The organism is Actinoallomurus spadix (assembly GCF_024055725.1).
Lineage (GTDB): Bacteria > Actinomycetota > Actinomycetes > Streptosporangiales > Streptosporangiaceae > Actinoallomurus > Actinoallomurus spadix.
In genome coordinates this window covers 25,308-46,289 of record NZ_JAMXMX010000005.1, presented here as the reverse complement: position 1 = coordinate 46,289, position 20,982 = coordinate 25,308, and the positions used below count along the sequence as shown (strand labels likewise).

Genomic DNA, 20,982 nt, shown 5'->3' with positions numbered 1-20,982 from the left:
GCCGGCGCGGCATTGGTCAGGACCCGGCCCGGCGGAGGTACTCGAGGTAGAGGGGACGCAGGGCCTCGGCGACGTCGCCGCCGCCCGCGTGCACGAACTCGTTGAGGATCGAGGACAGGTGGGAGACGTCCGCCTCGGCCTGGTCCGGATGTCCCGCGGCCGCCTCGGCCGCGGGGATCGCCTTCAGCAGCCGCCACAGGAATCCGACGTCGAGATGCCGCACCGCGTGCTCGACGGCCCGGTCGTGCAGCTCCTTGGTCGACAGCGTCTCCAGATCTTCCGTCATGCCCTCATTCGACCACGCCTCCGCGGATCCCCCGCCGCCGGTCTCCGCACGGAGGAGGGCGGGCGGCCGGCCCGCACCCGGCAGAATGATGATCCCCGGCAGGTGAATCATCCGGGAAGGTGACGCGAGCACCCGATAGCGCCCCTTAACGTGGCCACCATGAGTAATCGGGCCGAGTACGGAGGGGTCGGCGCGTCCCCGTACGCCGACGGGCCGGGATCGCACGGCGGGGGCGGCGCGGCGCCACGGCGGCGGCCGCGCTGGGGGCGCCGTCTGCTGATCGCCTTCCTCGTCCTCCTGTTGCTGCTCGTGGGCTGCTACTTCTACCTCGACTCGCGGCTGCACCGCATCGACGTGTTCGAGGACTACGCCGGGCGGCCGGGGGACACGCCGGGCACCAACTGGCTCATCGTCGGCTCCGACAGCCGCGAGGGCCTGTCGAAGGCACAGCGCAGCGAGTTCAAGACGGGCCAGGCCGCCGGACGCCGGACGGACACGATGATGCTGCTGCACATCGGTGACCACGGCACGACGCTGGTCAGCCTGCCCCGCGACTCGTACGTGCCGATCCCCGGGCACGGCTCGAACAAGCTCAACGCCGCCTTCGCCTTCGGCGGGCCCAAGCTCCTCGTCCGTACGGTGGAGCAGGCGACCAGGATCCACATCGACCACTACGCCGAGATCGGCTTCGCCGGGTTCGTCGGTATGACCGACGCGGTCGGCGGCGTGCGGATGTGCATCCCCGAGCGGATGAAGGACCGCAAGGCCGGCATCGACCTCAAGCCGGGCTGCCAGACGCTCAAGGGCGGGGAGGCCCTCGGGTTCGTCCGCAGCCGCGCCTTCGCCCGCGCCGACCTGCAGCGGGTCGAGAACCAGCGTAAGTTCCTCGCCGCGCTCGTGCACAAGGCGACCAGCCCGGGCGTGATCCTCAACCCCTTCCGGATCATCCCGTTCGCGCTGCGCTCCACGGACAACTTCGCGGTCGACCAGGACGACCATCTCTACGACCTGGTGGGCTTCGCCCGGGCCATGCGCGGCGTCACCGGCGGCGACGGCCTGACCACCACGGTCCCGGTCGGCGGCACCGGCTCGGCGGCCGGCGTCGGGGAGTACATCACCTGGGACACCGCGCGGGCCGGCACGCTGTTCCGCGACCTGCGCGAGGACAAGCAGGTGCCGAGGAGCTTCGGGACCCGCTGACCCGCCGGGACCCGCTGAGCCGCCGGGCGACGCGAACTCGCCGAACGACGCGGACTCGCCTGGCGGCGCTGATTCGCCGGGCGACGCGGACCCCGCCCCGGCGCCCGGTGGGCGCCGGGGCTCCCGCGGAAACTTTTGCCGTTTGAGGACACCGCTTTGCGGGCAGCCGCTGCTGTCCGCGGCCAGAGCTGGGAAGTTACTCGTTGTATCTCACTCGATACGAGGAGTGACTCGCGATGAAGAAAGTCTTCAAGTGGGGGGGCCTGGCGTTCCTGGCGTTCTACCTCATCAGCCGTCCGCACAGCGCGGCGAACGTCGTGCACGGGGCGCTGGGCGGCATCAGCGGCGCGGCGAACTCACTGTCCACCTTCGTCAGCGACCTGCCGAATCAGTAGGCCGCCGGTCCGAGGACGGTGTGAGCAGCGCGGCCAGCTGGGCCGCGTTGCGCTGTGCGTGGTCGCGGTAGCAGTTGTTGAGGAGCACGTGCGTCGTGTCGGCGTCCTCGGCCAGGCGTTCGACCTTCGGCGCCCACTCCCTCAGCTCCCGCTCGGAGTACAGGTAACCGAAGCGCTCGTAGATGTTCTTGCTGGTCCACTTGTCCGAGTGCCCGTGGAAGCGCACGACGGCCAGGCCGGAGGTCGCGGCGAGCACCGGCGGGATCGAGCTCGGGTGTCCCTGCGGCATGTCCACGCTGACGTACGGCACGTCGTACCGGCGCAGGAAGTCCAGGGTCTCCTCCTGGTTGCCCTCGCTCATCCAGGTGCGGTTGCGGAACTCCACGCAGACGCGCATCGGCTCGCACCGGCGCTTCACCCGCAGGATGTACTCCTTGTTCGCGCGGCCGATCGGGAACCACTGCGGGAACTGGAACAGCAGCGCGCCGAGCCGGCCCGCCTCGTGCAGCGGCCACAGCGCGTCGAGGAACCGCTGCCAGACCTCCTCGACCACGTCGCCGGGGACGTCGCGCAGGTACACCGTCCTCTTGTCCGGCACCCGCTCCCGCAGGTCCTTGTACAGCGCGTCGCGGCGGGTCGGGTGCTGCGTCAGGAGCGAGAACGCCTTGACGTTGAAGGTGAAGCCCGCCGGAGTGCGGTCCCGCCAGTAGCCGGCCGTCCGCTCGGCCGGCGGCGAGTAGTAGGTCGAGTCGACCTCGACCAGTGGAAACCGGGTGGCGTAGTACTTCAGGCGATCCTCGGCGGTCTTCACGTCCGGCGGGTACCAGCCGCTCTCCAGGAGGGTCTTGTCCGTCCACGACGCCGTGCCGACCAGGATCTCGCCCATGGGTCCAGACTAGGATTCGGATGGTGTCGATCTACGACGTGACAATCGACCGCCTCGAGGGCGGCCCCGCGGACCTCGGTCAGTACCGCGGCAAGAGCGTGCTCATCGTGAACGTCGCCTCCAAGTGCGGCCTCACCCCGCAGTACGAGGGACTGCAGCGGCTGCAGGCGACCTACGCCGGCCGCGGGTTCACCGTGCTCGGCGTGCCCTGCAACCAGTTCGCCGGGCAGGAGCCCGGCAGCCCGGAGGAGATCGCCGAGTTCTGCTCGACGACATACGGCGTCGACTTCCCGCTCACCGAGAAGGTCGACGTGAACGGCGAGCACCGGCACCCGCTGTACGCCGGGCTCGTGACCGTCCCGGACGCGTCCGGATACACCGGTGACATCCGGTGGAACTTCGAGAAGTTCCTCATCGGCCCGGACGGCACGGTCGTGGCGCGGTTCGACCCGCGCATGGAGCCGGACACCGACGAGGTCGTCGGGGCGATCGAGCGATCGCTGCCCTGATCCAGGTCGCCGTGTGCGGTCCCCGCGACTGCACCGGCGCCGAGCGCGACGCCGCGCGTGAGGTCGGCAGGCTGCTGGCCGAGCGCGGCGCCGTCGTGCTGTGCGGCGGGTACACCGGCGTCATGGCGGCGGTGACCGAGGGCGCCCGCTCCGCCGGCGGCCTGGTGGTGGGCGTGCTGTCCCGCGCCGACCGGGAGGGCGCCGCGCCCGGGCTGAGCGCGGCGATCGCGACCGGCATGGGCGAGGCGCGCAACGCCGTGCTGGTGGCCTCCGCCGACGCCGTCATCGTGATCGGCGGTTCCTGGGGGACGCTGTCCGAACTGGCCCTCGCCGTGCGCCGGGGCGACGTCCCGGTCGTGCAACTGGGCGGCTGGCAGGTCCTCGACGAGCGCGGTGAGCAGCTTCCGGGCGTCACGCGGGCCGCGGACGCGGAGGAGGCCGTCCGCCTCGCCGTCGCCTGAGACCCCGGCGGGGCGTCAGGACAGCAGCGCCTCGATCCGCGCGAGGGAGTCGGGGCCGGCGAGCTCGACCGGCGGGACCGGCCCGTCGGCGAGCCGGTCGGCCAGCGCGGACACCGCCTCCGCCCTGCGGAGGACGTAGTCGACCTCCTCCTCACGCGGCGTGCGGCCGCCCAGCAGGACGGCGACCTCGACGAGCGCGAGGTGGCCCGCGTCCGTCGCCATCCCGGGCCCGGCGGTGCGCCGCAGCCGTTCGTACGCGGTGACGAGGCGGCGCACCGAGGGGTGGGTCACGTCGAGGAGGACGCCGCGATCGAGGGCGCGGGCGTGCCGCCGGAGCCGGTGCCGGCGCACCGCGCGCAGCGCGGCCGCCTGGGCGGGCAGCGCGAGTCCCAGCGCGAGACAGGCGACCGCCACCACGCTCAGCCAGGCGGGGAGGCCCGCCGCGATGACGGCGGCGAACAGGACGGCGCCGCCGGCCGCGAGCACCACCTCGGGGATTCCCATCCCCTTCTCCTCGTCTTCGGCCGGTCCGCGGCCGCCCGCCGTGACCGGCGGGTCGATGAGCGGGCCGGGCCGGTGCGGGACGATCACCTGCCACGACATGATCCGATTATCGACCGGCCCGCCCGCCGTCAAACGGGTGTACGGCCGCGCGGCCGGGAACGGCCGGTGGCCACCTCGCCCGCACCGCCTTGCCCGCGCCGCCCCACCGCGCGGGTACACCAGGGGTACGGGCCAAGAAACCGAAGCGCGTTCTAGTATGGGCGGCCAGTGGAGGTGTCGAATGGCGAAGTGGACCCCCGATGACATCCCGGACCTCACCGGGCGGCGTGCCATCGTCACGGGCGCCAACAGCGGGATCGGCCTGCGGACGGTCGTCGAGCTGGCCCGTCACGGCGCGGCCGTCGTCCTCGCCTGCCGGAGCGCCGAACGCGGCCGGGCGGCCCTCGAGCGCGTCCGGGCGGCCGTGCCCGGCTGCGACGTCGCGCTCGGCTCCCTCGACCTGGCCGACCTCGAATCCGTCCGCGCGTTCGCCAGGGAGCAGGGAGAGTACGGGCTCGACCTGCTGATCAACAACGCGGGCGTCATGGCGCTGCCGCACCGGACCACCGCCGACGGCTTCGAGCTGCAGTTCGGCACGAACCACCTGGGCCACTTCGCGCTGACCGGACTGCTGCTGCCCGCCCTGCTCGACCGTCCCGGCGCACGAGTCGTGACCGTCACGAGCATGATGCACCGGCTCGGGCGCCTCGACTTCGACGACCTCGATGGTGAGCGCCGCTACGGCAAGTGGAGCGCCTACTGCCGGTCCAAGCTCGCCAACCTGGTCTTCGCCAAGGAACTCGACCGCCGCGCCGGCGGCCGGCTGGTCAGCGTCGCGGCCCACCCGGGGTACGCCGCGACGAACCTGCAGCAGGCCGGGCCGCGGATGGCCGGCAGCCGGATCGGCGGGCTCATCCAGGGCCTGGGCACGGCTCTGCTCGCGCAGTCCGACGCCGCCGGCGCGCAGCCCACGCTGTACGCCGCGACCGCCGCCGAGGTGCGCGGCGGGCAGTGCTACGGGCCGCGCGGGCCGGGACAGAGCCGCGGTGCCCCGCGCCGGGTGCCGACCCTGCGCGCGGCGGACGACCCCGGCCTCGGCCGCCGCCTGTGGAAGGTCTCGGCGGAGCGGACGGGCGTCACGTACGACGCGCTCGGGGCACCGGCGGACTGATTGGGAACGGGGCGGAGCGGACGGGCGTCACGTACGACGCGCCTGGGGCGCGGCGGGCCGACGAGCACCGGGGTCAGGAGAGCGGACCGGCGGACGGGTCCCAGTCGAGGGTGGCGGGGATCGCGCCCTCCATGGTGAGCAGCCAGCGCTTCACCTCGACGCCGGAGCCGCCGCTGTAGCCGCCGAGGCCGTCGGAGGCCACGATCCGGTGACACGGCACCACGATCGGGATCGGGTTGGAGCCCATGATCGAGCCGATGGCCCGCGCGGGCACGCCCGTGCCGCTGAGGTCGGCCAGCCGCCCGTACGTGACCGTCTCGCCGTAGGGCACGCCGGCGTACAGCTTCTCCAGCACCTCGCGCTGCGCGCCGGAGGTGCGGTGCCAGTCGATCGGCAGGTCGAACGCCCGCAGCCCGCCGGCGAAGTAGCCGCTCAGCTGCTCGCGTACGGGCTCCGTGCGCTCCGGGGCGTGGACCGGTGACAGCCCCGCCCGCAGCAGCGCGCGGTCACGGGGGGTGTCCCGGAAGGACAGCCCGCACAGGCCCTCCGCGGTGCAGGCGAAGGCCAGCCGGCCCAGCGGCGTGTCCAGTGATCCGATCGCGACGTCCACCCTCTCTTCCTATCAATCCGCAGGGGCCGGACGCTCGCGAGAATCCGACATGGCCCTCGCGCGGCGGGACCCCGGCCGGTACGGTGCGCCGAAGCCGCGGCGGCCGCCCGGCGCGAGTGAGCTGGTGATCGAGTCGCGCGTCACCGCGCCGCGTGACCTGTGACCACGGCGGTCGTTCTTGACCCGGACCCGGACCGGCACCCGCCGCGCGGGCGGGTACGCTCAAGACGTGCGACGGTTCTTCAGACCCGGCTGGCTCGGACTGCACGCGATAGCGATCGTGCTGATGGGCATCTTCCTGCTGGCCGGCTGGTGGCAGCTGGAGCGCGCCCAGGGCGGCAATCTGCAGAGCTGGGCGTACGTCATCGAGTGGCCGATGTTCGCGATCTTCGTGATCGCCATGTGGGTCCGGATGGTGCGGGACGAGCTGCGCGGCGAGACGGAGGCGGACCCGGGGACGGTGACCCCGCCGGGAGCCGCGCCGCCGCCCGTGACCGCTGACATCGACGACGAGGACGACGAGGAGCTGGCGGCCTACAACCGCCGTCTCGCCCGACTGAACGACGAGGCCTTCCGCCGCTGAACGGCGCCGGTCTCACGGAGGGACGACCCTTGCAAGGAGCGGTGACCCGCTATCGCGTCATGGCGTACGTGACGGGCGTGCTGCTGATCGTGCTGTGCTTCGTCGCGGTGCCGCTGAAGCTGTTCGCGCACAACGGCGTGCTGTCCACCGCCGTGGGCATCCCGCACGGCATGATCTGCTACCCGCTGTACCTCCTGACCACCTTCGACCTGTACCGCCGCGTCCGCTGGCCGCTGGGGAAGATGGTGCTGGTCGTGCTGGCGGGGATCATTCCGTTCCTGACGTTCTACGTCGAGCGGCGCGTGGTGGCGGAGCTTCGCGAGCGGGCCGCTGCGGCGCCTCGCGCCGACGCGGCGGTCTGAGTCCGAGCCCACCTCTGGACCGTACGGCCGGTCGCGATTATCTTTGACTGCGTCAACTTATTCGTTGAGGTGGTCAATGAGTTCCATCGTGCCGCCGGACCGGATCGACGCCGTCCGCGCCTTCAACCGCTTCTACACCTCGATCATCGGCGTGCTGAACGAGGGGCTGCTCCAGACGCCGTACTCGCTCACCGAGGCCAGGGTCGTCTTCGAGCTCGCCCGGCGCGACGCCTGGGAGGTCGCCGAGCTGCGCCGCTCGCTCGGCCTGGACGCCGGCTACCTCAGCCGGATGCTGGCCCGGTTCGAGGCCGACGGACTGATCGTCCGCGGCCGTGCCGAGGGCGACGCCCGGCGGCAGTCGGCCCGGCTCACCGACCGCGGCCGCGAGGTCTTCCGGGATCTGGACTCCCGCTCGACGGCCCAGATCGAGCGGATCCTGGCCGGTCTCGCCGAGGACGAACAGCGCCGGCTGCTGGGCGCCATGGCCGCCATCGAGGGGATCCTGGGGGAGCACCCCCGGCCCGCGTCCTACCTGCTGCGCCCGCTCGGCCCCGGTGACCTCGGCTGGGTCGTCCAGCGGCACGGGGCGCTGTACGCCGCCGAGTACGGCTACAACGCGGCCTTCGAGACACTCGTCGCCCGTGTCGTCGCCGACTACGCCGAGGGGCACGGGCCCGGCGACAACGCGTGGATCGCCGAGATCGACGGCCGGCCCGCCGGGACGATCTTCTGTGCCCGGGAGAGCGACCGCGTCGCGCGCCTGCGCCTCCTCCTGGTCGAGCCGTTCGCCCGTGGCCGGGGAGTGGGCGGCCGGCTCGTCGAGGAGTGCGTCAGGTTCGCCCGCCGCTCGGGATACGAGGAGCTCGTGCTCTGGACCCACGACATCCTCGGGGACGCCCGCCGCCTCTACGAGCGCGCCGGCTTCGAACTGACCGGGGAGGAGCCGTCCGAGGAGTACGGGCCGTCGCTGAACGAGCAGACCTGGCGCCTGAAACTGTGAACGGGCACTGGCCCGCGGCGTCGTATGGTCCGCCGCGGGCCAGTGGGACCGTTCGAGTCGAGAGGGTTTCAGGCGTCAGTCCATCCAGGCTCCTTTCGCGCGTGCGGGCCGGCGGATCGGGGCGCCGGGCCGGCGGTGGGACTCGGGAGCACCGCCGGCCCGGCCAGGGTGGCGCCGATGCGATGGGGGCGTACCGCACCGGCCCCGGAGGACCTGGAGGGCCGGGTGCCGCACGCGCTGGCCCGGAACGAGTGGGGGGAAATCACCCGCCGGTATCGCACGGTCATGCCGGCCCTCCTCGAATCGCAGACGATGGGCGGGGCCCGGAGTGTCCCCGGCGATCCCATCACGTGGCGTTGCGATCTCGTTACTGTGAGTACCCATCGACCATGCGCACGTAAACCCAGGTCAAGCAAGAAATCTGCGGCCGGTCTCGCGGGGCAAAGATCACGTCAGCGGTTCGCCGGTCACGGTCGGTGGCGACCGGCCCGGTCGATGAGGCGCGCGCCGACCTCGGCGACGTCCGCGGCCGTCCACTCCAGGCCGGGTCCCGCGACGGTGACCTCGGCCATCGCGACGCCGGGCACCTCCGTGTCCCGCCACCCGCCGGCGAACCAGATCTTGTCCTCCTCGGCGAGCGCGAGCGCGGCCTCGTCGAGCGCTTGGGCCGGGTGCGGCAACCACAGGCGGAACTGGTGGGTGTGCGGCGGCTCGGGGAACACCCGCGCGCCGGGCAGCCCGGCCAGCGCGGCGGCGACCGTCCGCGCGTGCCGGACGTACTCGGGAACGCGCGGCAGTTCGCCGTCGAGACCGGCCATCGCGGCGAGCGCGGCGGGCCACTGCTGGAACACCTGGCCGCCGTAGCGGTGCCGCCACACCCGCGCGTACGAGGCGAGGTCCCGGCTCCCCGTGAGCGCCGCGCCACTGATCCCGTTCAGCGTCTTGTAGAAGGAGACGTACGTGCTGTCGGCCAAGCCCGCGATCTCCGTGAACGAGTGACCGAGGTACGGCGCGGACTCCCAGATCCGCGCGCCGTCCAGGTGCAGGCGCGCGCCGATGTCGCGGCAGGCCGCCGCGACGGCGGTCAGCTCGTCCCAGGTCGGCAGCACGAAGCCGGCGTCACGGAGTGGCAGTTCGACCACGACGGTGCCGACCGGTTCGGCGAGCGCGCGGATCTCCCCGGCCGTCGGGTTGCGCGGGGCGGTCGTCGGCCGGACGCCGCGCAGTCCGCTCACCCAGGAGTAGGCCGACCGCTCGTGCAGTTCCTGATGGCCGAGGGGATGCAGCGCGACCGTCGGGTTCCCCGTGCGGTCGGCGCCGTACCGGAGCGCGACCTGCTGGGCCATCGTGCCCGTCGGGAAGAAGACGGCGGCCTCCGTGCCCAGCAGCCCGGCGACGCGCTCCTCCAGGGCCGTGACGGGCCCGCCGTCGTAGAAGTCGGGCAGGGCGTCCGAATCTCCCGCCGCCTCCATCCGGGCGAGCAGCTCCCGCATCGTCGCCGGCGGGTTCCCGGAGAGGACGCGATCGCAGCCGCGCATCGCGGCCATCCGGCGCCGGCGCGTGTTCTCGGGCATCGGCCGATCGTCGCACAGTCCTCCAGGGCATCTCCAGGAGCTATGCCGCGAACATAATTGACCAATCGATCTAGAAATGGCTAGAGTTCCGGCGTGCGGCAGAGCGGATATGGGGACACGGCGGCCGATACTCGGAGCGTCAGGCGTGACAACCCAGCCCTAAGAATCAGAACGGTCGATCTTAAAAGGTCATCGATCGCCTTCGCGATGCTCGGGACCGTCCAGCTCACGCTCATCGCCGCGATCACGGTGATCACCGTCGCCCTGCCGGCCATCCGGCGAGACCTGCGCCTGGACGACGGCGGGGCGGTGCTGGTCAGCTCCGCGTACGGCCTGGCCTTCGGCGGGCTGCTGCTGCTCGGCGGGCGGCTGGCGGACTCCTTCGGGCGCAGAAGGGTCTTCGTCACCGGCGCGGCCGTCTTCGGCCTCGGCTCGGCGGCGGCCGGTCTGGCCCCGGGCGCGGGAGCCATGGTGGCCGCCCGCTTCGTCCAGGGGGCCGGCGCGGCGCTGGCGGCGCCCGCCGCGATGGCCCTGTGCGGCACGCTGTTCCCAGACCCCCGGCGACGGAGCCGCGCGATGGCGGTCTGGGGCGTTCTGAGCAGCGCCGGCGCGACCGCGGGCACGGTCCTGTCCGGAGTGGTGATCACCTGGGTGCCGTGGCGCTGGGTTTTCCTGGCACCGGTGCTCGTGTCGGCCGCCGCCGTGGCCACGGCGACGGCCCTGTTCCCCGCCGACCGGCCGGCCGGCACCCGGCGGATCGACTGGCCCGGCGCGATCCTCGCGACGACGGGCCTCGCCGCCGCGATCTACGGGCTGCAGCGCTCCGGCTGGGCCGTCGCCGCCGGCGTCCTGCTGCTCGCCTCGTTCTGCCTCGCCGAGCGGCGGTCCCCGGCGCCGCTGACGCACCTGCCGTTCCTGGCCCGGCGCGCGCTGCCCCTGGCGGCCGTCACGCTCTGCGCCGCGGCGATGGCCACCGCCTTCTTCATACTGTCCCTTCACCTCCAGCAGGCGCGCGGCCTGTCGCCGCTGCGGACGTCGGCCGTCTTCCTGCTGTCCGCCCCGCCACTCCTCGCCGCCGGCCCGCTCACCGGGCGGCTCGTCGCCAGGCTGGGCGCACGCCGCGTCCTGGCGGCCGGGTCGGCCACCGCGGCCACCGGGCTCGGCCTGCTCAGCCTCCTCGGCGCTCCCTACGCCGGGCTCCTCGTCTTCCCGCTCGGAGCCGGCACGACCTTCTCCGCCGCCCTGCTGGCCACGCTGCACGGCGTACGGGACGACGAGGCCGGACTGGCGGGCGGCCTGGTCAACACCGCCATGGAGGTCGGCCCGCCCCTCGGACTCGCGGTGCTGATCCCCCTCGCCGCAGCCCACTCCCCGGACCCGTCGAGCGGCTACGGCTTCGCCCTGCGCGTCGCCGCGGTCGCGCTCGCCATCACCGCCGTGTGCGCGGCGCTGCCGCGCCGTACCCGATGAGAACAAGGAGAGATCATGTCCGCACGCTTCACACACCAGGTGGCCCTCGTCACCGGCGGCGGCTCCGGGATCGGACGGGCGACCGCGCTCGCCTTCGCCCGTGAGGACGCCACCGTCGTGGTCGCCGGGCGGAACGCCGGGTCACTCGCGAGAACGGTGGAACTGATCGAGGGCGAAGGCGGCCGGGCCGACGCCGTGCCGGCCGACGTGTCCTCCTCCGAGGACGTGGCCCGGCTCGTCCAGACCACCGTCGAACGCCACGGCGGCCTGCACATCGCCTTCAACAACGCGGGCGTCGCCGAGACCGGCCCCCTCGCGGACATCGACGAGGCCGCCTGGGACCGCCAGCTCGCCGTCAACCTGACGGGCGTCTTCCTGTGCATGAAGCACGAGATCGCCCACATGCGCGCCAACGGCGGCGGCGTGATCGTGAACACCGCGTCGAACCAGGGGACGCACATGCGCTCGCCGTTCCTCGGCGCCTACGCCGCGTCCAAGGCGGCGGTGAGCGTGCTGACCCGCGCGGCGGCCAAGGAGTACATCGGCGACGGCATCCGCATCAACGCGATCAGCCCCGGACCGATCGAGACCCCGATGTCCCTGCGGCCCGGCGAGACAGAGGCCGACCGCGCCGAACGCCTGAAGACCGCCCTGCCGATCGGCCGGGCCGGCACCCTCGACGAGGCCGCCGCCGCGGTCCTCTGGCTCGCCTCACCCGAGTCGGGCTTCACCGTCGGCCACGACCTTGTCCTGGACGGCGGTGCCAGCGCCTGATCCGCCGGTTATGGTCGGGCCATGCCCGTCCTGGAGATCTCCGACCTGATCGGCGCGTGGGACCCCGACACGGGCGCGCACCTGCCGGTCGGCAAGGACGAGGTGGTCGCCCGGCTGCGCGCCGCGGGCGACCACCATGCCGTACGGATCGTCGAGCGGATGCCCGCCTCCGGAGGGTTCCTGGAGCCCGAGGCGGTCGATCGCCTGTTCGTCCGGGTCCACACGGAACTGCAGTGGCTCGGCGAGGAACTGCGGATGGCCGAGCGGTTCGCCGAGCTGCTGAGGCCGCTCGTGACCGCGGCCCGCCGCGCCGGTCGCGGGCCGCTGCGGATCGTGGACGTCGGGTGCGGCATCGATCCCGTCACGCGGGCGCTGGCCGCCTCCGGGACGCTCGGCCGCGACGTCGAGCTGATCGGAGCCGAGCTCAACCCCGTCCTGGTCGCCGAGGCGACGAGACTCGCCGAAGAAGAGCGGCTGACCTGCCGGTTCGTCCGCCGGAATGCCTTGACGCTCGCCGAACCGGCCACCTTCTACATCTCGAGCGGGCTCCTGCATCACCTCCCCGCCGCGTCACTCGCCGGGTTCTTCGGGGCCCAGGACCGGTCGGACACCGCCGGGTTCGTGCACTACGACATCGCGGCGAGCCGCCTGGCGCCGCTCGGCGCGTGGGTGTTACACCGGGCCCGGATGCGCGAGCCGCTGGGCCGGCACGACGGGGTCGCCTCCGCGCGCCGGGCGCACGGTGACGCCGTGCTCCTGGACGCCGCGTCGTCGGCGGAGGGGATGCGCGTCTTCCTGTTCACGCCGCCACGGCACGCCAACCCCTGCTGCGCCGCGATGCGGCCGGTCATCGGAGTCCGCCCCGGGCTCATCGAAGCGCTGCGACGAGGGCTGGGCCGCCGTGCCCGTGGCCTCGTCGGGCCCTCCGATACGGGGCAGGAACCCGGTGGCGCAGGGGAGGGGACCGGCGGGTGACGTGGATCCCGGCCCAGGAGGTCACGGTTCCCGTGGCGCTGGCGGGCCTGACCGTCGCCGACGGGGCGTTCGCCGGCCTGCGCGCCGCCACGGGCCGCAACGGGCGTATCCGCAGGCGGGCGTACATCGTGACGGCGGCCGGGCGGGGCGCGGCCGTGGCACTGGCGGGTCTCGCCGCGACCGCCGTCGTGTCACTGGGCGACCTGGGCCGTCGTCACCAGGCTCTGACCGAGGCGGGAGCCAGGACTCTCGCCGTGGTCGCGCCCTACGCCGCGCTCGCCGTGCTCTCACTCGGGGCGTACCTGCTGCTCCCCATGCGGGAGGGCGCCTTGATGGTCGTGGTCGGGCTCGGGCCTCTCATCCTCGTCCGCCCGATCGTCGTGGCGGGCGCCGTCGTGGCCGCATGTCTCGGTACCCGGGATCCGGTGATCTGGGCCGCGGCGGGTACGGCGGCGGCCGGTGTCCTCACGGTCGAGCCGCTGGTGCGCCGCCGCTGGTACCGCGAACCGCTGTGAGCCTCCCCTCTCGCGGCCGGCGCGGGTCGAGTTCGAGCTCGAGCTCATGCCCGGACGCCGCGGCGTTCGCGGCGACCGCGACCTGAGGTCAGCCGGCCGTCACGCAGACGCGTTCGACGAGCGTCTGCCAGCTGTCGGCGAGCGAGAGGTCGGACTCGACGGGCGCGGTCTGCTCCGGCCTGCACGCGGACGTGGCCAGATACAGCATGAACGGACCCTCGAGGGCCGCGGTGAGCTGGACGGCCAGGCTGTCGAGGTCGGCGATGTCCAGGCGCCCTTCCCGGCGGGCCTGTTCCAGGAGCATGCCGATGTGGATCGGGGACAGGCCGGCGACCCCGGCGGGGATGGGCTGGTTGCGTTCCAGGGTGGCGCGGGCGATCGCGCTCCGTGTGGGCCACGCCATCGGGCCGTTGCGCGCGGCCCCTGTTGAGGAGAAGACATGAGCCTGTTCCGGCTGGACGCCAGCATCCTTCCCGGCACCTCGGCCAGCGCCGAGCTCGCCGACATCGTGGAGGCCAAGTGGAGTGCCGCCCACCCCGGGGAGCCGATCGTGCGCCGCCATCTGGGCACCGACCCGCTGCCCGCCGACGCCTGGACCCAGGCCACGATCGCCGGGTTCACCCCTGAACCCGACCGCACCTCCGCCCACCAGGAGGCGCTCGCCCTGGCCGCCACGCTGGCCGGCGAACTCGAAGCCGCCGACGCCGTCGTGCTGGCCGTACCGCTGTACAACTACGGCGTCTCCCAGCACTTCAAAGCGTGGGTCGACCTGGTCATCGCCGGAGCCGGGGCCACCACCCCGATCCTGAAGGACACCCCGACCGTGCTGGCCACCGTGCGCGGCGGCGGGTACGGCCCCGGCACCCCGCGCGAAGGATAGGACCACTCCACCCCCTACCTGCGGCGCGTGCTGGCCGACATGTGGCAGGCCGACCTAACCGTCATCGAACGCGAACTCACCCTCGCCGGCGTCAACCCCGCCCTGGACCCGCTGCGCGAAGAGGCCGCCCGACTCCACGGCCACGCACTCGACGCGGCCCACGACGCCGGCCGGGCGCTCGCCACCAGGTGACCCCGCGCTTCGCGGCGGCGGGCCCCAGCGGAACCCGTCGCCGCGAAGCCGGGATCCGGCTCCAGCCGCCTGGCCGTCTCATGGCATGGCCCGCTTGACCTTGACACGGTGACAAGGTCTTCACTGCGGTCAAGGAGGTTTCCCGATGACCATGCCAGAAGAGGACACGAACACGATGCGCGTTCTCCAGGGACTGGAGAACGGCAGTTCGTCGGTGCGGCTGCGGGCGGCGATGGCGGCCGGCTCGGCCCCGGACCCGAGGTTCGTCGACAAGCTGGTCGAACGATGCGCGATCGAACCTGAGTTCTTCGTGCGCGAGATGCTCACGTGGGCGCTCACCCGCCACGCGTCATCGACGACGGTCTCCAAGCTCGTCGACGAACTCCGCTCGGAGAGGGCGCAGGCACGAAGCCAGGCGTTGCACACGCTGTCCAAGGTCGGGGATCGGCGAGCGTGGCCGGCGATCACCCGGGCGCTCCTGACCGACGCCGACGACGAGGTGGCGCGCAGCGCGTGGCGGGCGGCGGTCGTGCTCGTGCCCGAAGGTGAGGAGTCCGAGCTGGCCGGGGTGCTGGCGACACAGCTCGGGCGTGGTGAGCGTGAGACTCAGCTGAGCCTCAGCCGGGCGCTGATCGCGCTCGGTGAGGCGATCACGCCGGCCTTGCGCGCCGCGATGACGGACGCCGACCCTCACGTGCGCCGGCACGCGATCGCCACAGAACGGCTGTGGCAGGATCCGGACGCGGGTTTCGAGTTCGCGGTCGAGGAGGCGAAGCGCCTCGTGGTCCTCGGCCCGGCAGGCCAGGAGGGGCGGTAGGCGGTGCTGATCGGTGAGGTCGCACGACGGTCCGGGGTCAGCGCCCGCATGCTCAGGCATTACGAGTCGCTCGGCCTGGTGCGGCCCACGGGCCGCACCGGGGCCGGCTATCGCGCGTACTCCAGCGAGGACATCCAGCGGATCTTCCATATCGAGATCCTGCGGTCACTGGGGCTGTCGCTGCGTGAAGTCGGGTCTGCGCTGGATGATCCCGGTTTCGAGCCCTCGCAGCTCATCGACGACCTCATCCGCCGGACGCGAGAACGCATCGCGAGTGAGACGGAGCTGCTCACGCGACTGCGCCGGATCGACGCGGCGGAACCCGCCGGCTGGGAGGACGTCCTCCAGATCGTCGCGCTCCTTCATGCCCTGGGGTCGGAGAGCGCCGGGAAGCGCCAGCAGGCGGCCCTGTCCTCGGCCGAGGAGGCCCCGATGCCCGTGGAGGCTCTGGTCGAGGCGGCGCTGAGCGAGACGAACCCGAACGTCGCCGGAGCCCTTCGCTGGGCCCTGGCGCGATCGGGAGACGCCGGATTGGCGCTCCTGGCGGAGGGCCTCGGCTCACCAGTGGCCGAGGTGCGGGAACGCGCCGTCCAGTCCATCGCGGAGGTCCAGAGCGGTGCGGCGACCGCGCTGCTGCACGACGCCCTCACCGACTCCGACGTCGCGGTCCGCAGGCGTGCGGCTCTGGCGCTCGGGGCACGTGGCGCGGCCGACGCGGTCCCGACGCTCATCGACATGATCATCGAGGGGGCGAACGACGTCGAGGCGGCCGATCTTCTGAGCGCGCTGGCCGGTGACTCCGCGTCGGCGGATCGGATCGCCACCGGGCTCGTCGACCGCCTCTCCCACGACGCCGTCGACTCGTCCGCACGCCGCCGGCTGGCCGAGGCGCTCGCGGGCATCCCGGGAAGCACGACGTCACGTGCCCTCGCGGAACTGTCAGACGACGACGATCGTGCCGTCGCGCTCACCGCGGCCTACATCCTCAGGCTACGCGGCGAACGATGAGTGATCTCGGGGGACGCCGACGCTACGCGGTAGTGAGCGCACGGAGCAGGCGCCGTTCGTCGTGGTCGGGAAGCCCCGCGCGCCGTGGCCGCCCCGGGTCTCTGGTCAGTTCCCACGCGAGGGTGTCCGCGAGGGTCTCGGCCGGCGGCCGCGAGACCAGTCCCGCGGCTCTGGCCGCACTCCCGTCTCGGGAACCGGAACCGGCGTACTCCGGCAGAGGCAGCCACAGAGGCAGAGACCGCTCGCCCATCCACGGCTCGACGTCATGGGCGAGCAGCCAGTCCTGGTCGACCGCCACGACCGGGCCGCGGTGGCCGGCCACCTCACGGGCCACCGCCAGATGCTCGGGCAGGGGGAGCGTCTCGCCGACGACGTTGAAGACGCCGCTCAGGCCGCCCTCGCCGGCGTCGATGAGCCACGCCGCCACGTCGCGAACATCGATCACCTGCGCCATCTGGTCAGGCGCGTCCGGCACCAGCACGCTGCCATCGTCGGTGGCCGGCCGGGCGAACCGCAGCGGCCAGTAGCCCGTGCGGTCGGATTCGTCTCCCGGGCCGCCGATCAGCCCGACGCGGGCGATGAGCGAACGGCCGGGACCGAACGCGCTCGTCACGTGTCGCTCGCACGCGACCTTCGCCTGCCCGTACGTCTCCATGCTCTCCATGACGTCCCCTGCCAGCGCCGGCAGCAGGGCGGCGCTCTCATCGTCTCCGGGCCTGGAGCTATCGGCGTACGCGCTCACCGACGAGACGAAGAGGAAAGATCCGGCGCAGTCGGCGAGAGCCTTGGCCGCGCGCTCGACGTGCCCCGGCTGACGGGACACGTCGACCACCACATCCCACTCGGCGCGGGCGACCTCGCCGTAGGCGTCGGCGCCGTCCCGGTCCGCGTGCTCGAACTCCACGCCGCGCGGAGCGGTCCCGGACTCACCGCGGGCCAGGCAGGTGACGTGGTGCCCGCGTTCCAGTGCCGACGTCGCGATGTGGCCGCCGAGCCAGGCGGTGCCGCCGAGAACGAGAAGTCGCATGCGGACAGTCAAACCGGCCCACAGGATCTTCAGGACGCGGTTCGCCGGGGGCGTAAGGTCCGCGCGTTATCCGCTTGACTCCGGATGAGCCTGCGTGACGGAGACCAAGACGGCCTCTCAGGCGGAATCTCCCGCGCCCTCGGGCATCGCGATGCGGGACCAAAGGCCGGTCGTCTCCTCGGGAGGGAGTTCGGCTCGCACGGTGAGGTGGGCACGGATTCGGTCGTGGCAGTGGTAGCCGGGCGTCCAGGACTCCAGCGCGGACTCCTTCATGCCCAGCACGATCACGCGTTCGCCGGCATGCAAGGGAAAGTCGGCGGGGCTGTCGGTGAGGTCGATCCGGCGTCCCTTGTAATCCCATAGAGACCACACCTCATGCAGTTCTTCGGTCGCGTCATGGGTGGGCTGCGGTCGGCCGCTCTCGATTGCGACACAGCCGGAGCAGGGGCGTTCCCCTTCGAGTCCGCGGCCCTCGGCGCCCACGAGGGCGTCGACGAGCAGGGTATGCAGCTGGAAATTGCTCCAGACACCGTCGAAGGCCACCCGGAACCCGCGTCCCGACCGGCGGTCCAGGACCAGGGCGCTGACCGCGTCGGCCATCATGAGCAGCCTCGCGACCTGGTGGAACTCGCCCACGTTCCACCTCAACCGCCCGGCGGCGACCTCGAGGTCGAACAGCATGTGCTCGTCGGCGCGAACGGCCGCGCGGACCTCGGCGTCGGTGAGCATGGTCTTGGCGGCCAGGCCGAGACGGCGGGCGACGCTGTGCTGTCCGCCGGCCTCCCGGCGGGTATCGATGGATCCGGCCCAGGAATGCAGCATCCGCATGACCTGTACGCCGGCCGTTCCGGCGGGAACTCCGCCCTCGACGAGCGCGCCCGCCAGGACGGCAAGGTCCGCGACCAGTTCGAGGTCGCCGTCCTGCGGTGACAGCAGTGGCGCGATCTCGTTCGAGAGAGCGGCGCGTTCCGCCGGCGGCACCTGCGGCGACAGTTGGAAGACCTGGCGCAGTGAGGACCGGAACGTGCCGGTCTCCCCGTCGGCCAGAGCCTTGAACATCTCTGCGGACTTGTCCGCGAATTCCGTACCCATCCCGGCGATTCTTCCAGGAGGTGCGGATGCCCGGCTCTGCGTGCGCGCAGGTCGGGGTCGCCCCAGCCGTTCCCGCAGCTCAACGATGGCCGTCCGTGACAGTGCGACCGCAGAGATCCGCGGACGGGACGGCCGGGTGTGATCGCTGACGGCGAACGGGCGGGTGGGAATGGATCAGGGCTCTCCTTTCTTGAGTGTGGGTGACTCAAGCTTTGGAGGCCTGATGAGCAAGATCGTGACTCTGCCGGTGCTGCCCCTCGACGACGAGGTCGTGCTGCCCGCGATGGTCGTGCCGCTCGACCTGTCGGAGAGCGACGTGCGGGCCGCGATCGACGCGGCGCGGGCGAGCGCCGTCCCCCGGGGGCCGGGCATCCGGTCGGAGGACAAGCCGCAGGTGCTGCTGGTGCCCCGGATCAACGGGAAGTACGCCGCCGTCGGCACGCTCGGTGTCGTCGAGCAGATCGGCAGGCTGCCCGGCGGAGGGCCGGGCGCCGTCGTCCGCGGCGTCGCCCGCGTGCGCATCGGAGCGGGGACGACCGGACCGGGCGCGGCGCTGTGGGTGGAGGGCACCGAGGTCGAGGACACCGGGCTCGGTACCCGCGCCGACGAACTGGCCAAGGAGTACAAGACCCTCGTCGTCGGCGTGCTGGAGAAGCGGGGCGCCTGGCAGGTCGTCGACATGGTCCGGCAGATCGAGGACCCGTCGGTGATGGCCGACCGGGCCGGCTACGCCTCGTACCTCAGCGCCGAGCAGAAGGCGCGCCTGCTGGAGACGGCCGACGTCACCGAGCGCCTGCGGCTCGCGATCGGCTGGACCCGCGAGCACCTCGCCGAGCTCGACGTCGCCGAGACGATCCGCAAGGACGTCGAGGAGGGCGTGGAGAAGCAGCAGAAGGAGTTCCTGCTCCGCCAGCAGCTCGCCGCCATCCGCAAGGAGCTGAACGAGCTCAACGGCGATCCGTCCTCGGAAGAGGAGGACTACCGGGCGCGGGTCGAGGCGGCCGACCTGCCGGAAAAGGTCCGCGAGGCGGCCCTGAAGGAGGTCGACAAGCTGGAGCGGACCTCCGACCAGTCGCCCGAGGGCGGCTGGATCCGGACCTGGCTGGACACGGTCCTCGACATTCCGTGGAACGAGCGGACCGAGGACGCCTACGACATCGCCGGCGCCCGGCGGATCCTCGACGAGGACCACACGGGCCTGGACGACGTCAAGGACCGGATCGTGGAGTACCTCGCCGTGCGCAAGCGGCGGGAGGACCGCGGCCTCGGCGTGATCGGCGGCCGCCGCTCCGGCGCCGTCCTCGCCCTGGTGGGGCCGCCCGGTGTCGGAAAGACGTCCCTCGGCGAGTCCGTGGCGCGGGCGATGGGCCGTGAGTTCGTCCGTGTGGCGCTCGGCGGTGTACGGGACGAGGCCGAGATCCGCGGTCACCGGCGGACGTACGTCGGCGCGCTGCCCGGCCGCATCGTCCGGGCGATCCGCGAGGCCGGCACGATGAACCCGGTCGTGCTGCTCGACGAGATCGACAAGGTCGGCGCGGACTACCGCGGCGACCCGACCGCGGCGCTGCTGGAGGTGCTGGACCCCGCGCAGAACCACACGTTCCGCGACCACTACCTCGAGGTGGAGCTCGACCTGTCCGACGTCGTCTTCCTGGCGACGGCGAACGCGCTCGAGACCATCCCCGGCCCGCTGCTGGACCGCATGGAGCTCGTCTCGCTCGACGGGTACACCGAGGACGAAAAGGTCACCATCGCCCGTGACCACCTGCTGCGCCGTCAGCTCGACAAGGCGGGCTTGACCGAGGACGAGGTGACGATCGGCGAGGACGCGCTGCGGCTGCTCGCGGCCGAGTACACCCGCGAGGCGGGCGTACGGAGCCTGGAACGGGCGATCGCCCGGGTGCTGCGCAAGGTGGCGGCGAAGGTCGCGCTGGAGGAGCAGGGGCTGCCGGTGACGGTCGGCGCCGGCGACCTGCGCGACTACCTGGGCCGGCCGCGCTTCACGCCGGAGACGTCGCTGAACGAGTCCGAGCGGCGCACGGCGGTGCCGGGCGTCGCGACCGGCCTCGCGGTCACCGGGGCGGGCGGCGACGTGCTGTACATCGAGGCGTCGCTGGCCGACAAGGAGACCGGCGACACCGGCGTGACCCTGACCGGCCAGCTCGGCGACGTGATGAAGGAGTCGGCCCGCATCGCGCTGTCCTACCTCCGGTCGCGCGGCGCGGAGCTGGAGCTTCCCGTCGGCGACCTGAAGGACCGGGGCGTGCACGTCCACGTTCCGGCCGGCGCGGTGCCCAAGGACGGGCCGAGCGCGGGCGTCACGATGACGACGGCCCTCGCGTCGCTGCTGTCCGGGCGGCTGGTCCGCGCCGACGTCGCGATGACCGGTGAGGTGTCGCTGACCGGGCGGGTGCTGCCCATCGGCGGCGTCAAGCAGAAGCTGCTGGCCGCGCACCGGGCGGGGATCACCACGGTGATCATCCCGAAGCGCAACGAGCCCGACCTGGACGACGTGCCGGCCGAGGTCCTGGAGCAGCTGACCGTCCACCCGGTCAGCGACGTCCGGGAGGTCCTCGACCTGGCGCTGGAGCCGGCGACGACCCGGGACGCGGTCGCCGCCTGAGCGGCCGGGCGGTCCGGCATCCTCTGAGT

Annotated in this window: 25 protein-coding genes; 17 read left to right on the top strand and 8 right to left on the bottom strand. The window is 72.6% G+C overall.

All coding sequences use genetic code 11. The features are described 5' to 3' along the window. Positions 1-16 precede the first annotated feature (16 nt). The gene (locus NE235_RS08065) at positions 17-286 is read right to left on the bottom strand and encodes a hypothetical protein (protein ID WP_252800339.1); all 270 of its coding nucleotides are present in this window, start codon (positions 284-286) and stop codon (positions 17-19) included. A gap of 159 nt (positions 287-445) precedes the next feature. Between NE235_RS08065 and NE235_RS08060 the strand changes: the two genes are divergently transcribed. Both NE235_RS08060 and NE235_RS08055 read left to right on the top strand, forming a co-directional pair. Then, positions 446-1,486, top strand: coding sequence for an LCP family protein (locus tag NE235_RS08060; RefSeq protein WP_252800338.1), 1,041 nt, complete (start codon positions 446-448; stop codon positions 1,484-1,486). 236 nt (positions 1,487-1,722) lie between these two features. After that, complete coding sequence (locus NE235_RS08055; RefSeq protein WP_252800337.1) at positions 1,723-1,881, top strand: hypothetical protein; 159 nt, start codon at positions 1,723-1,725, stop codon at positions 1,879-1,881. Here NE235_RS08055 and NE235_RS08050 read toward each other — a convergent pair. Then, complete coding sequence (locus NE235_RS08050) at positions 1,859-2,767, bottom strand: DUF72 domain-containing protein (protein ID WP_252800336.1); 909 nt, start codon at positions 2,765-2,767, stop codon at positions 1,859-1,861. The two genes, NE235_RS08055 and NE235_RS08050, sit on opposite strands and share 23 nt — an antisense overlap. A gap of 23 nt (positions 2,768-2,790) precedes the next feature. On the opposite strand from NE235_RS08050, the gene NE235_RS08045 reads away from it, so the two are divergent. Together NE235_RS08045 and NE235_RS08040 are read left to right on the top strand one after the other, a co-directional pair. Then, positions 2,791-3,276 (top strand): glutathione peroxidase, encoded by a 486-nt coding sequence (locus NE235_RS08045; RefSeq protein ID WP_308206043.1) that lies wholly within the window; start codon positions 2,791-2,793, stop codon positions 3,274-3,276. Between the two features lie 11 nt (positions 3,277-3,287). Further along, complete coding sequence (locus NE235_RS08040) at positions 3,288-3,737, top strand: TIGR00725 family protein (protein WP_252800334.1); 450 nt, start codon at positions 3,288-3,290, stop codon at positions 3,735-3,737. 15 nt (positions 3,738-3,752) lie between these two features. On the opposite strand, the gene NE235_RS08035 is transcribed toward NE235_RS08040, so the two are convergent. Further along, entirely contained in the window at positions 3,753-4,340 is a 588-nt protein-coding gene (locus NE235_RS08035; RefSeq protein ID WP_252800333.1) for a hypothetical protein, read from the bottom strand. A 181-nt stretch (positions 4,341-4,521) separates the two neighbouring features. Between NE235_RS08035 and NE235_RS08030 the strand changes: the two genes are divergently transcribed. Beyond that, positions 4,522-5,451 carry an oxidoreductase gene (locus tag NE235_RS08030; RefSeq protein ID WP_252800332.1) on the top strand — a complete coding sequence of 310 codons (930 nt, stop codon included), beginning with the start codon at positions 4,522-4,524 and terminating at the stop codon, positions 5,449-5,451. Between the two features lie 73 nt (positions 5,452-5,524). On the opposite strand, the gene NE235_RS08025 is transcribed toward NE235_RS08030, so the two are convergent. Then, the gene (locus tag NE235_RS08025; RefSeq protein WP_252800331.1) at positions 5,525-6,061 is read right to left on the bottom strand and encodes a methylated-DNA--[protein]-cysteine S-methyltransferase; all 537 of its coding nucleotides are present in this window, start codon (positions 6,059-6,061) and stop codon (positions 5,525-5,527) included. 229 nt (positions 6,062-6,290) lie between these two features. Between NE235_RS08025 and NE235_RS08020 the strand changes: the two genes are divergently transcribed. The 3 genes from NE235_RS08020 (at position 6,291) to NE235_RS08010 (ending at position 8,006) form a co-directional block, all read left to right on the top strand. Next, positions 6,291-6,644 carry a hypothetical protein gene (locus tag NE235_RS08020; protein ID WP_252800330.1) on the top strand — a complete coding sequence of 118 codons (354 nt, stop codon included), beginning with the start codon at positions 6,291-6,293 and terminating at the stop codon, positions 6,642-6,644. 41 nt (positions 6,645-6,685) lie between these two features. Beyond that, entirely contained in the window at positions 6,686-7,006 is a 321-nt protein-coding gene (locus tag NE235_RS08015) for a DUF3817 domain-containing protein (RefSeq protein WP_252800329.1), read from the top strand. Between the two features lie 76 nt (positions 7,007-7,082). Further along, complete coding sequence (locus tag NE235_RS08010) at positions 7,083-8,006, top strand: bifunctional helix-turn-helix transcriptional regulator/GNAT family N-acetyltransferase (protein WP_252800328.1); 924 nt, start codon at positions 7,083-7,085, stop codon at positions 8,004-8,006. Positions 8,007-8,473: 467 nt separating this feature from the next. On the opposite strand, the gene NE235_RS08005 is transcribed toward NE235_RS08010, so the two are convergent. Next, the gene (locus tag NE235_RS08005) at positions 8,474-9,580 is read right to left on the bottom strand and encodes a threonine aldolase family protein (RefSeq protein WP_252800327.1); all 1,107 of its coding nucleotides are present in this window, start codon (positions 9,578-9,580) and stop codon (positions 8,474-8,476) included. A gap of 207 nt (positions 9,581-9,787) precedes the next feature. Between NE235_RS08005 and NE235_RS08000 the strand changes: the two genes are divergently transcribed. The 4 genes from NE235_RS08000 to NE235_RS07985 are packed head-to-tail and all read left to right on the top strand — an operon-like array spanning position 9,788 to position 13,314. Next, on the top strand, positions 9,788-11,050 hold the full coding sequence (locus tag NE235_RS08000; RefSeq protein WP_252800326.1) for an MFS transporter: 1,263 nt from the start codon (positions 9,788-9,790) through the stop codon (positions 11,048-11,050). Positions 11,051-11,065: 15 nt separating this feature from the next. After that, entirely contained in the window at positions 11,066-11,824 is a 759-nt protein-coding gene (locus tag NE235_RS07995; RefSeq protein ID WP_252800325.1) for an SDR family NAD(P)-dependent oxidoreductase, read from the top strand. A 21-nt stretch (positions 11,825-11,845) separates the two neighbouring features. Next, positions 11,846-12,799 (top strand): methyltransferase domain-containing protein, encoded by a 954-nt coding sequence (locus NE235_RS07990; RefSeq protein WP_252800324.1) that lies wholly within the window; start codon positions 11,846-11,848, stop codon positions 12,797-12,799. Further along, positions 12,796-13,314: a hypothetical protein gene (locus tag NE235_RS07985; RefSeq protein WP_252800323.1), complete on the top strand. Its 519-nt coding sequence runs from the start codon at positions 12,796-12,798 to the stop codon at positions 13,312-13,314. The genes NE235_RS07990 and NE235_RS07985 overlap by 4 nt, the downstream gene beginning before the upstream one ends. Before the next feature lie 88 nt (positions 13,315-13,402). Here the strand turns inward: NE235_RS07985 and NE235_RS07980 are convergent, their stop codons facing one another. After that, positions 13,403-13,717 (bottom strand): hypothetical protein, encoded by a 315-nt coding sequence (locus NE235_RS07980; RefSeq protein WP_252800322.1) that lies wholly within the window; start codon positions 13,715-13,717, stop codon positions 13,403-13,405. A gap of 36 nt (positions 13,718-13,753) precedes the next feature. Between NE235_RS07980 and NE235_RS07975 the strand changes: the two genes are divergently transcribed. From NE235_RS07975 to NE235_RS07960, 4 genes are all read left to right on the top strand, one after another. Beyond that, on the top strand, positions 13,754-14,194 hold the full coding sequence (locus NE235_RS07975; RefSeq protein WP_252800321.1) for an NAD(P)H-dependent oxidoreductase: 441 nt from the start codon (positions 13,754-13,756) through the stop codon (positions 14,192-14,194). A 27-nt stretch (positions 14,195-14,221) separates the two neighbouring features. Continuing rightward, positions 14,222-14,386 (top strand): hypothetical protein, encoded by a 165-nt coding sequence (locus tag NE235_RS07970; protein WP_252800320.1) that lies wholly within the window; start codon positions 14,222-14,224, stop codon positions 14,384-14,386. Positions 14,387-14,531: 145 nt separating this feature from the next. After that, a complete protein-coding gene (locus NE235_RS07965; protein WP_308206042.1) occupies positions 14,532-15,203 on the top strand; it encodes a HEAT repeat domain-containing protein in 672 nt (223 codons plus the stop codon). A gap of 3 nt (positions 15,204-15,206) precedes the next feature. Further along, a complete protein-coding gene (locus tag NE235_RS07960; RefSeq protein WP_252800319.1) occupies positions 15,207-16,211 on the top strand; it encodes a HEAT repeat domain-containing protein in 1,005 nt (334 codons plus the stop codon). Positions 16,212-16,233: 22 nt separating this feature from the next. On the opposite strand, the gene NE235_RS07955 is transcribed toward NE235_RS07960, so the two are convergent. Together NE235_RS07955 and NE235_RS07950 are read right to left on the bottom strand one after the other, a co-directional pair. Further along, positions 16,234-17,238, bottom strand: a complete 1,005-nt coding sequence (locus NE235_RS07955; RefSeq protein WP_252800318.1) for an NAD-dependent epimerase/dehydratase family protein — start codon at positions 17,236-17,238, stop codon at positions 16,234-16,236. A 117-nt stretch (positions 17,239-17,355) separates the two neighbouring features. Then, entirely contained in the window at positions 17,356-18,330 is a 975-nt protein-coding gene (locus tag NE235_RS07950; RefSeq protein WP_252800317.1) for a hypothetical protein, read from the bottom strand. Positions 18,331-18,553: 223 nt separating this feature from the next. Here NE235_RS07950 and lon point away from each other — a divergent pair, with 223 nt between their 5' ends. Further along, a complete protein-coding gene (lon, locus tag NE235_RS07945) occupies positions 18,554-20,953 on the top strand; it encodes an endopeptidase La (RefSeq protein WP_252800316.1) in 2,400 nt (799 codons plus the stop codon). Positions 20,954-20,982 lie beyond the last annotated feature (29 nt).

Bases quoted from the DNA above. Each gene is read 5' to 3' on its own strand.
- NE235_RS08065 (WP_252800339.1), bottom strand. From the start codon at position 286: ATGACGGAAGATCTGGAGACGCTGTCGACCAAGGAGCTGCACGACCGG.
- NE235_RS08060 (WP_252800338.1), top strand. From the start codon at position 446: ATGAGTAATCGGGCCGAGTACGGAGGGGTCGGCGCGTCCCCGTACGCC.
- NE235_RS08055 (WP_252800337.1), top strand. From the start codon at position 1,723: ATGAAGAAAGTCTTCAAGTGGGGGGGCCTGGCGTTCCTGGCGTTCTAC.
- NE235_RS08050 (WP_252800336.1), bottom strand. From the start codon at position 2,767: ATGGGCGAGATCCTGGTCGGCACGGCGTCGTGGACGGACAAGACCCTC.
- NE235_RS08035 (WP_252800333.1), bottom strand. From the start codon at position 4,340: ATGTCGTGGCAGGTGATCGTCCCGCACCGGCCCGGCCCGCTCATCGAC.
- NE235_RS08030 (WP_252800332.1), top strand. From the start codon at position 4,522: ATGGCGAAGTGGACCCCCGATGACATCCCGGACCTCACCGGGCGGCGT.
- NE235_RS08010 (WP_252800328.1), top strand. From the start codon at position 7,083: ATGAGTTCCATCGTGCCGCCGGACCGGATCGACGCCGTCCGCGCCTTC.
- NE235_RS08005 (WP_252800327.1), bottom strand. From the start codon at position 9,580: ATGCCCGAGAACACGCGCCGGCGCCGGATGGCCGCGATGCGCGGCTGC.
- NE235_RS08000 (WP_252800326.1), top strand. From the start codon at position 9,788: ATGCTCGGGACCGTCCAGCTCACGCTCATCGCCGCGATCACGGTGATC.
- NE235_RS07995 (WP_252800325.1), top strand. From the start codon at position 11,066: ATGTCCGCACGCTTCACACACCAGGTGGCCCTCGTCACCGGCGGCGGC.
- NE235_RS07990 (WP_252800324.1), top strand. From the start codon at position 11,846: ATGCCCGTCCTGGAGATCTCCGACCTGATCGGCGCGTGGGACCCCGAC.
- NE235_RS07980 (WP_252800322.1), bottom strand. From the start codon at position 13,717: ATGGCGTGGCCCACACGGAGCGCGATCGCCCGCGCCACCCTGGAACGC.
- NE235_RS07975 (WP_252800321.1), top strand. From the start codon at position 13,754: ATGAGCCTGTTCCGGCTGGACGCCAGCATCCTTCCCGGCACCTCGGCC.
- NE235_RS07965 (WP_308206042.1), top strand. From the start codon at position 14,532: ATGACCATGCCAGAAGAGGACACGAACACGATGCGCGTTCTCCAGGGA.
- NE235_RS07955 (WP_252800318.1), bottom strand. From the start codon at position 17,238: ATGCGACTTCTCGTTCTCGGCGGCACCGCCTGGCTCGGCGGCCACATC.
- NE235_RS07950 (WP_252800317.1), bottom strand. From the start codon at position 18,330: ATGGGTACGGAATTCGCGGACAAGTCCGCAGAGATGTTCAAGGCTCTG.
- lon (WP_252800316.1), top strand. From the start codon at position 18,554: ATGAGCAAGATCGTGACTCTGCCGGTGCTGCCCCTCGACGACGAGGTC.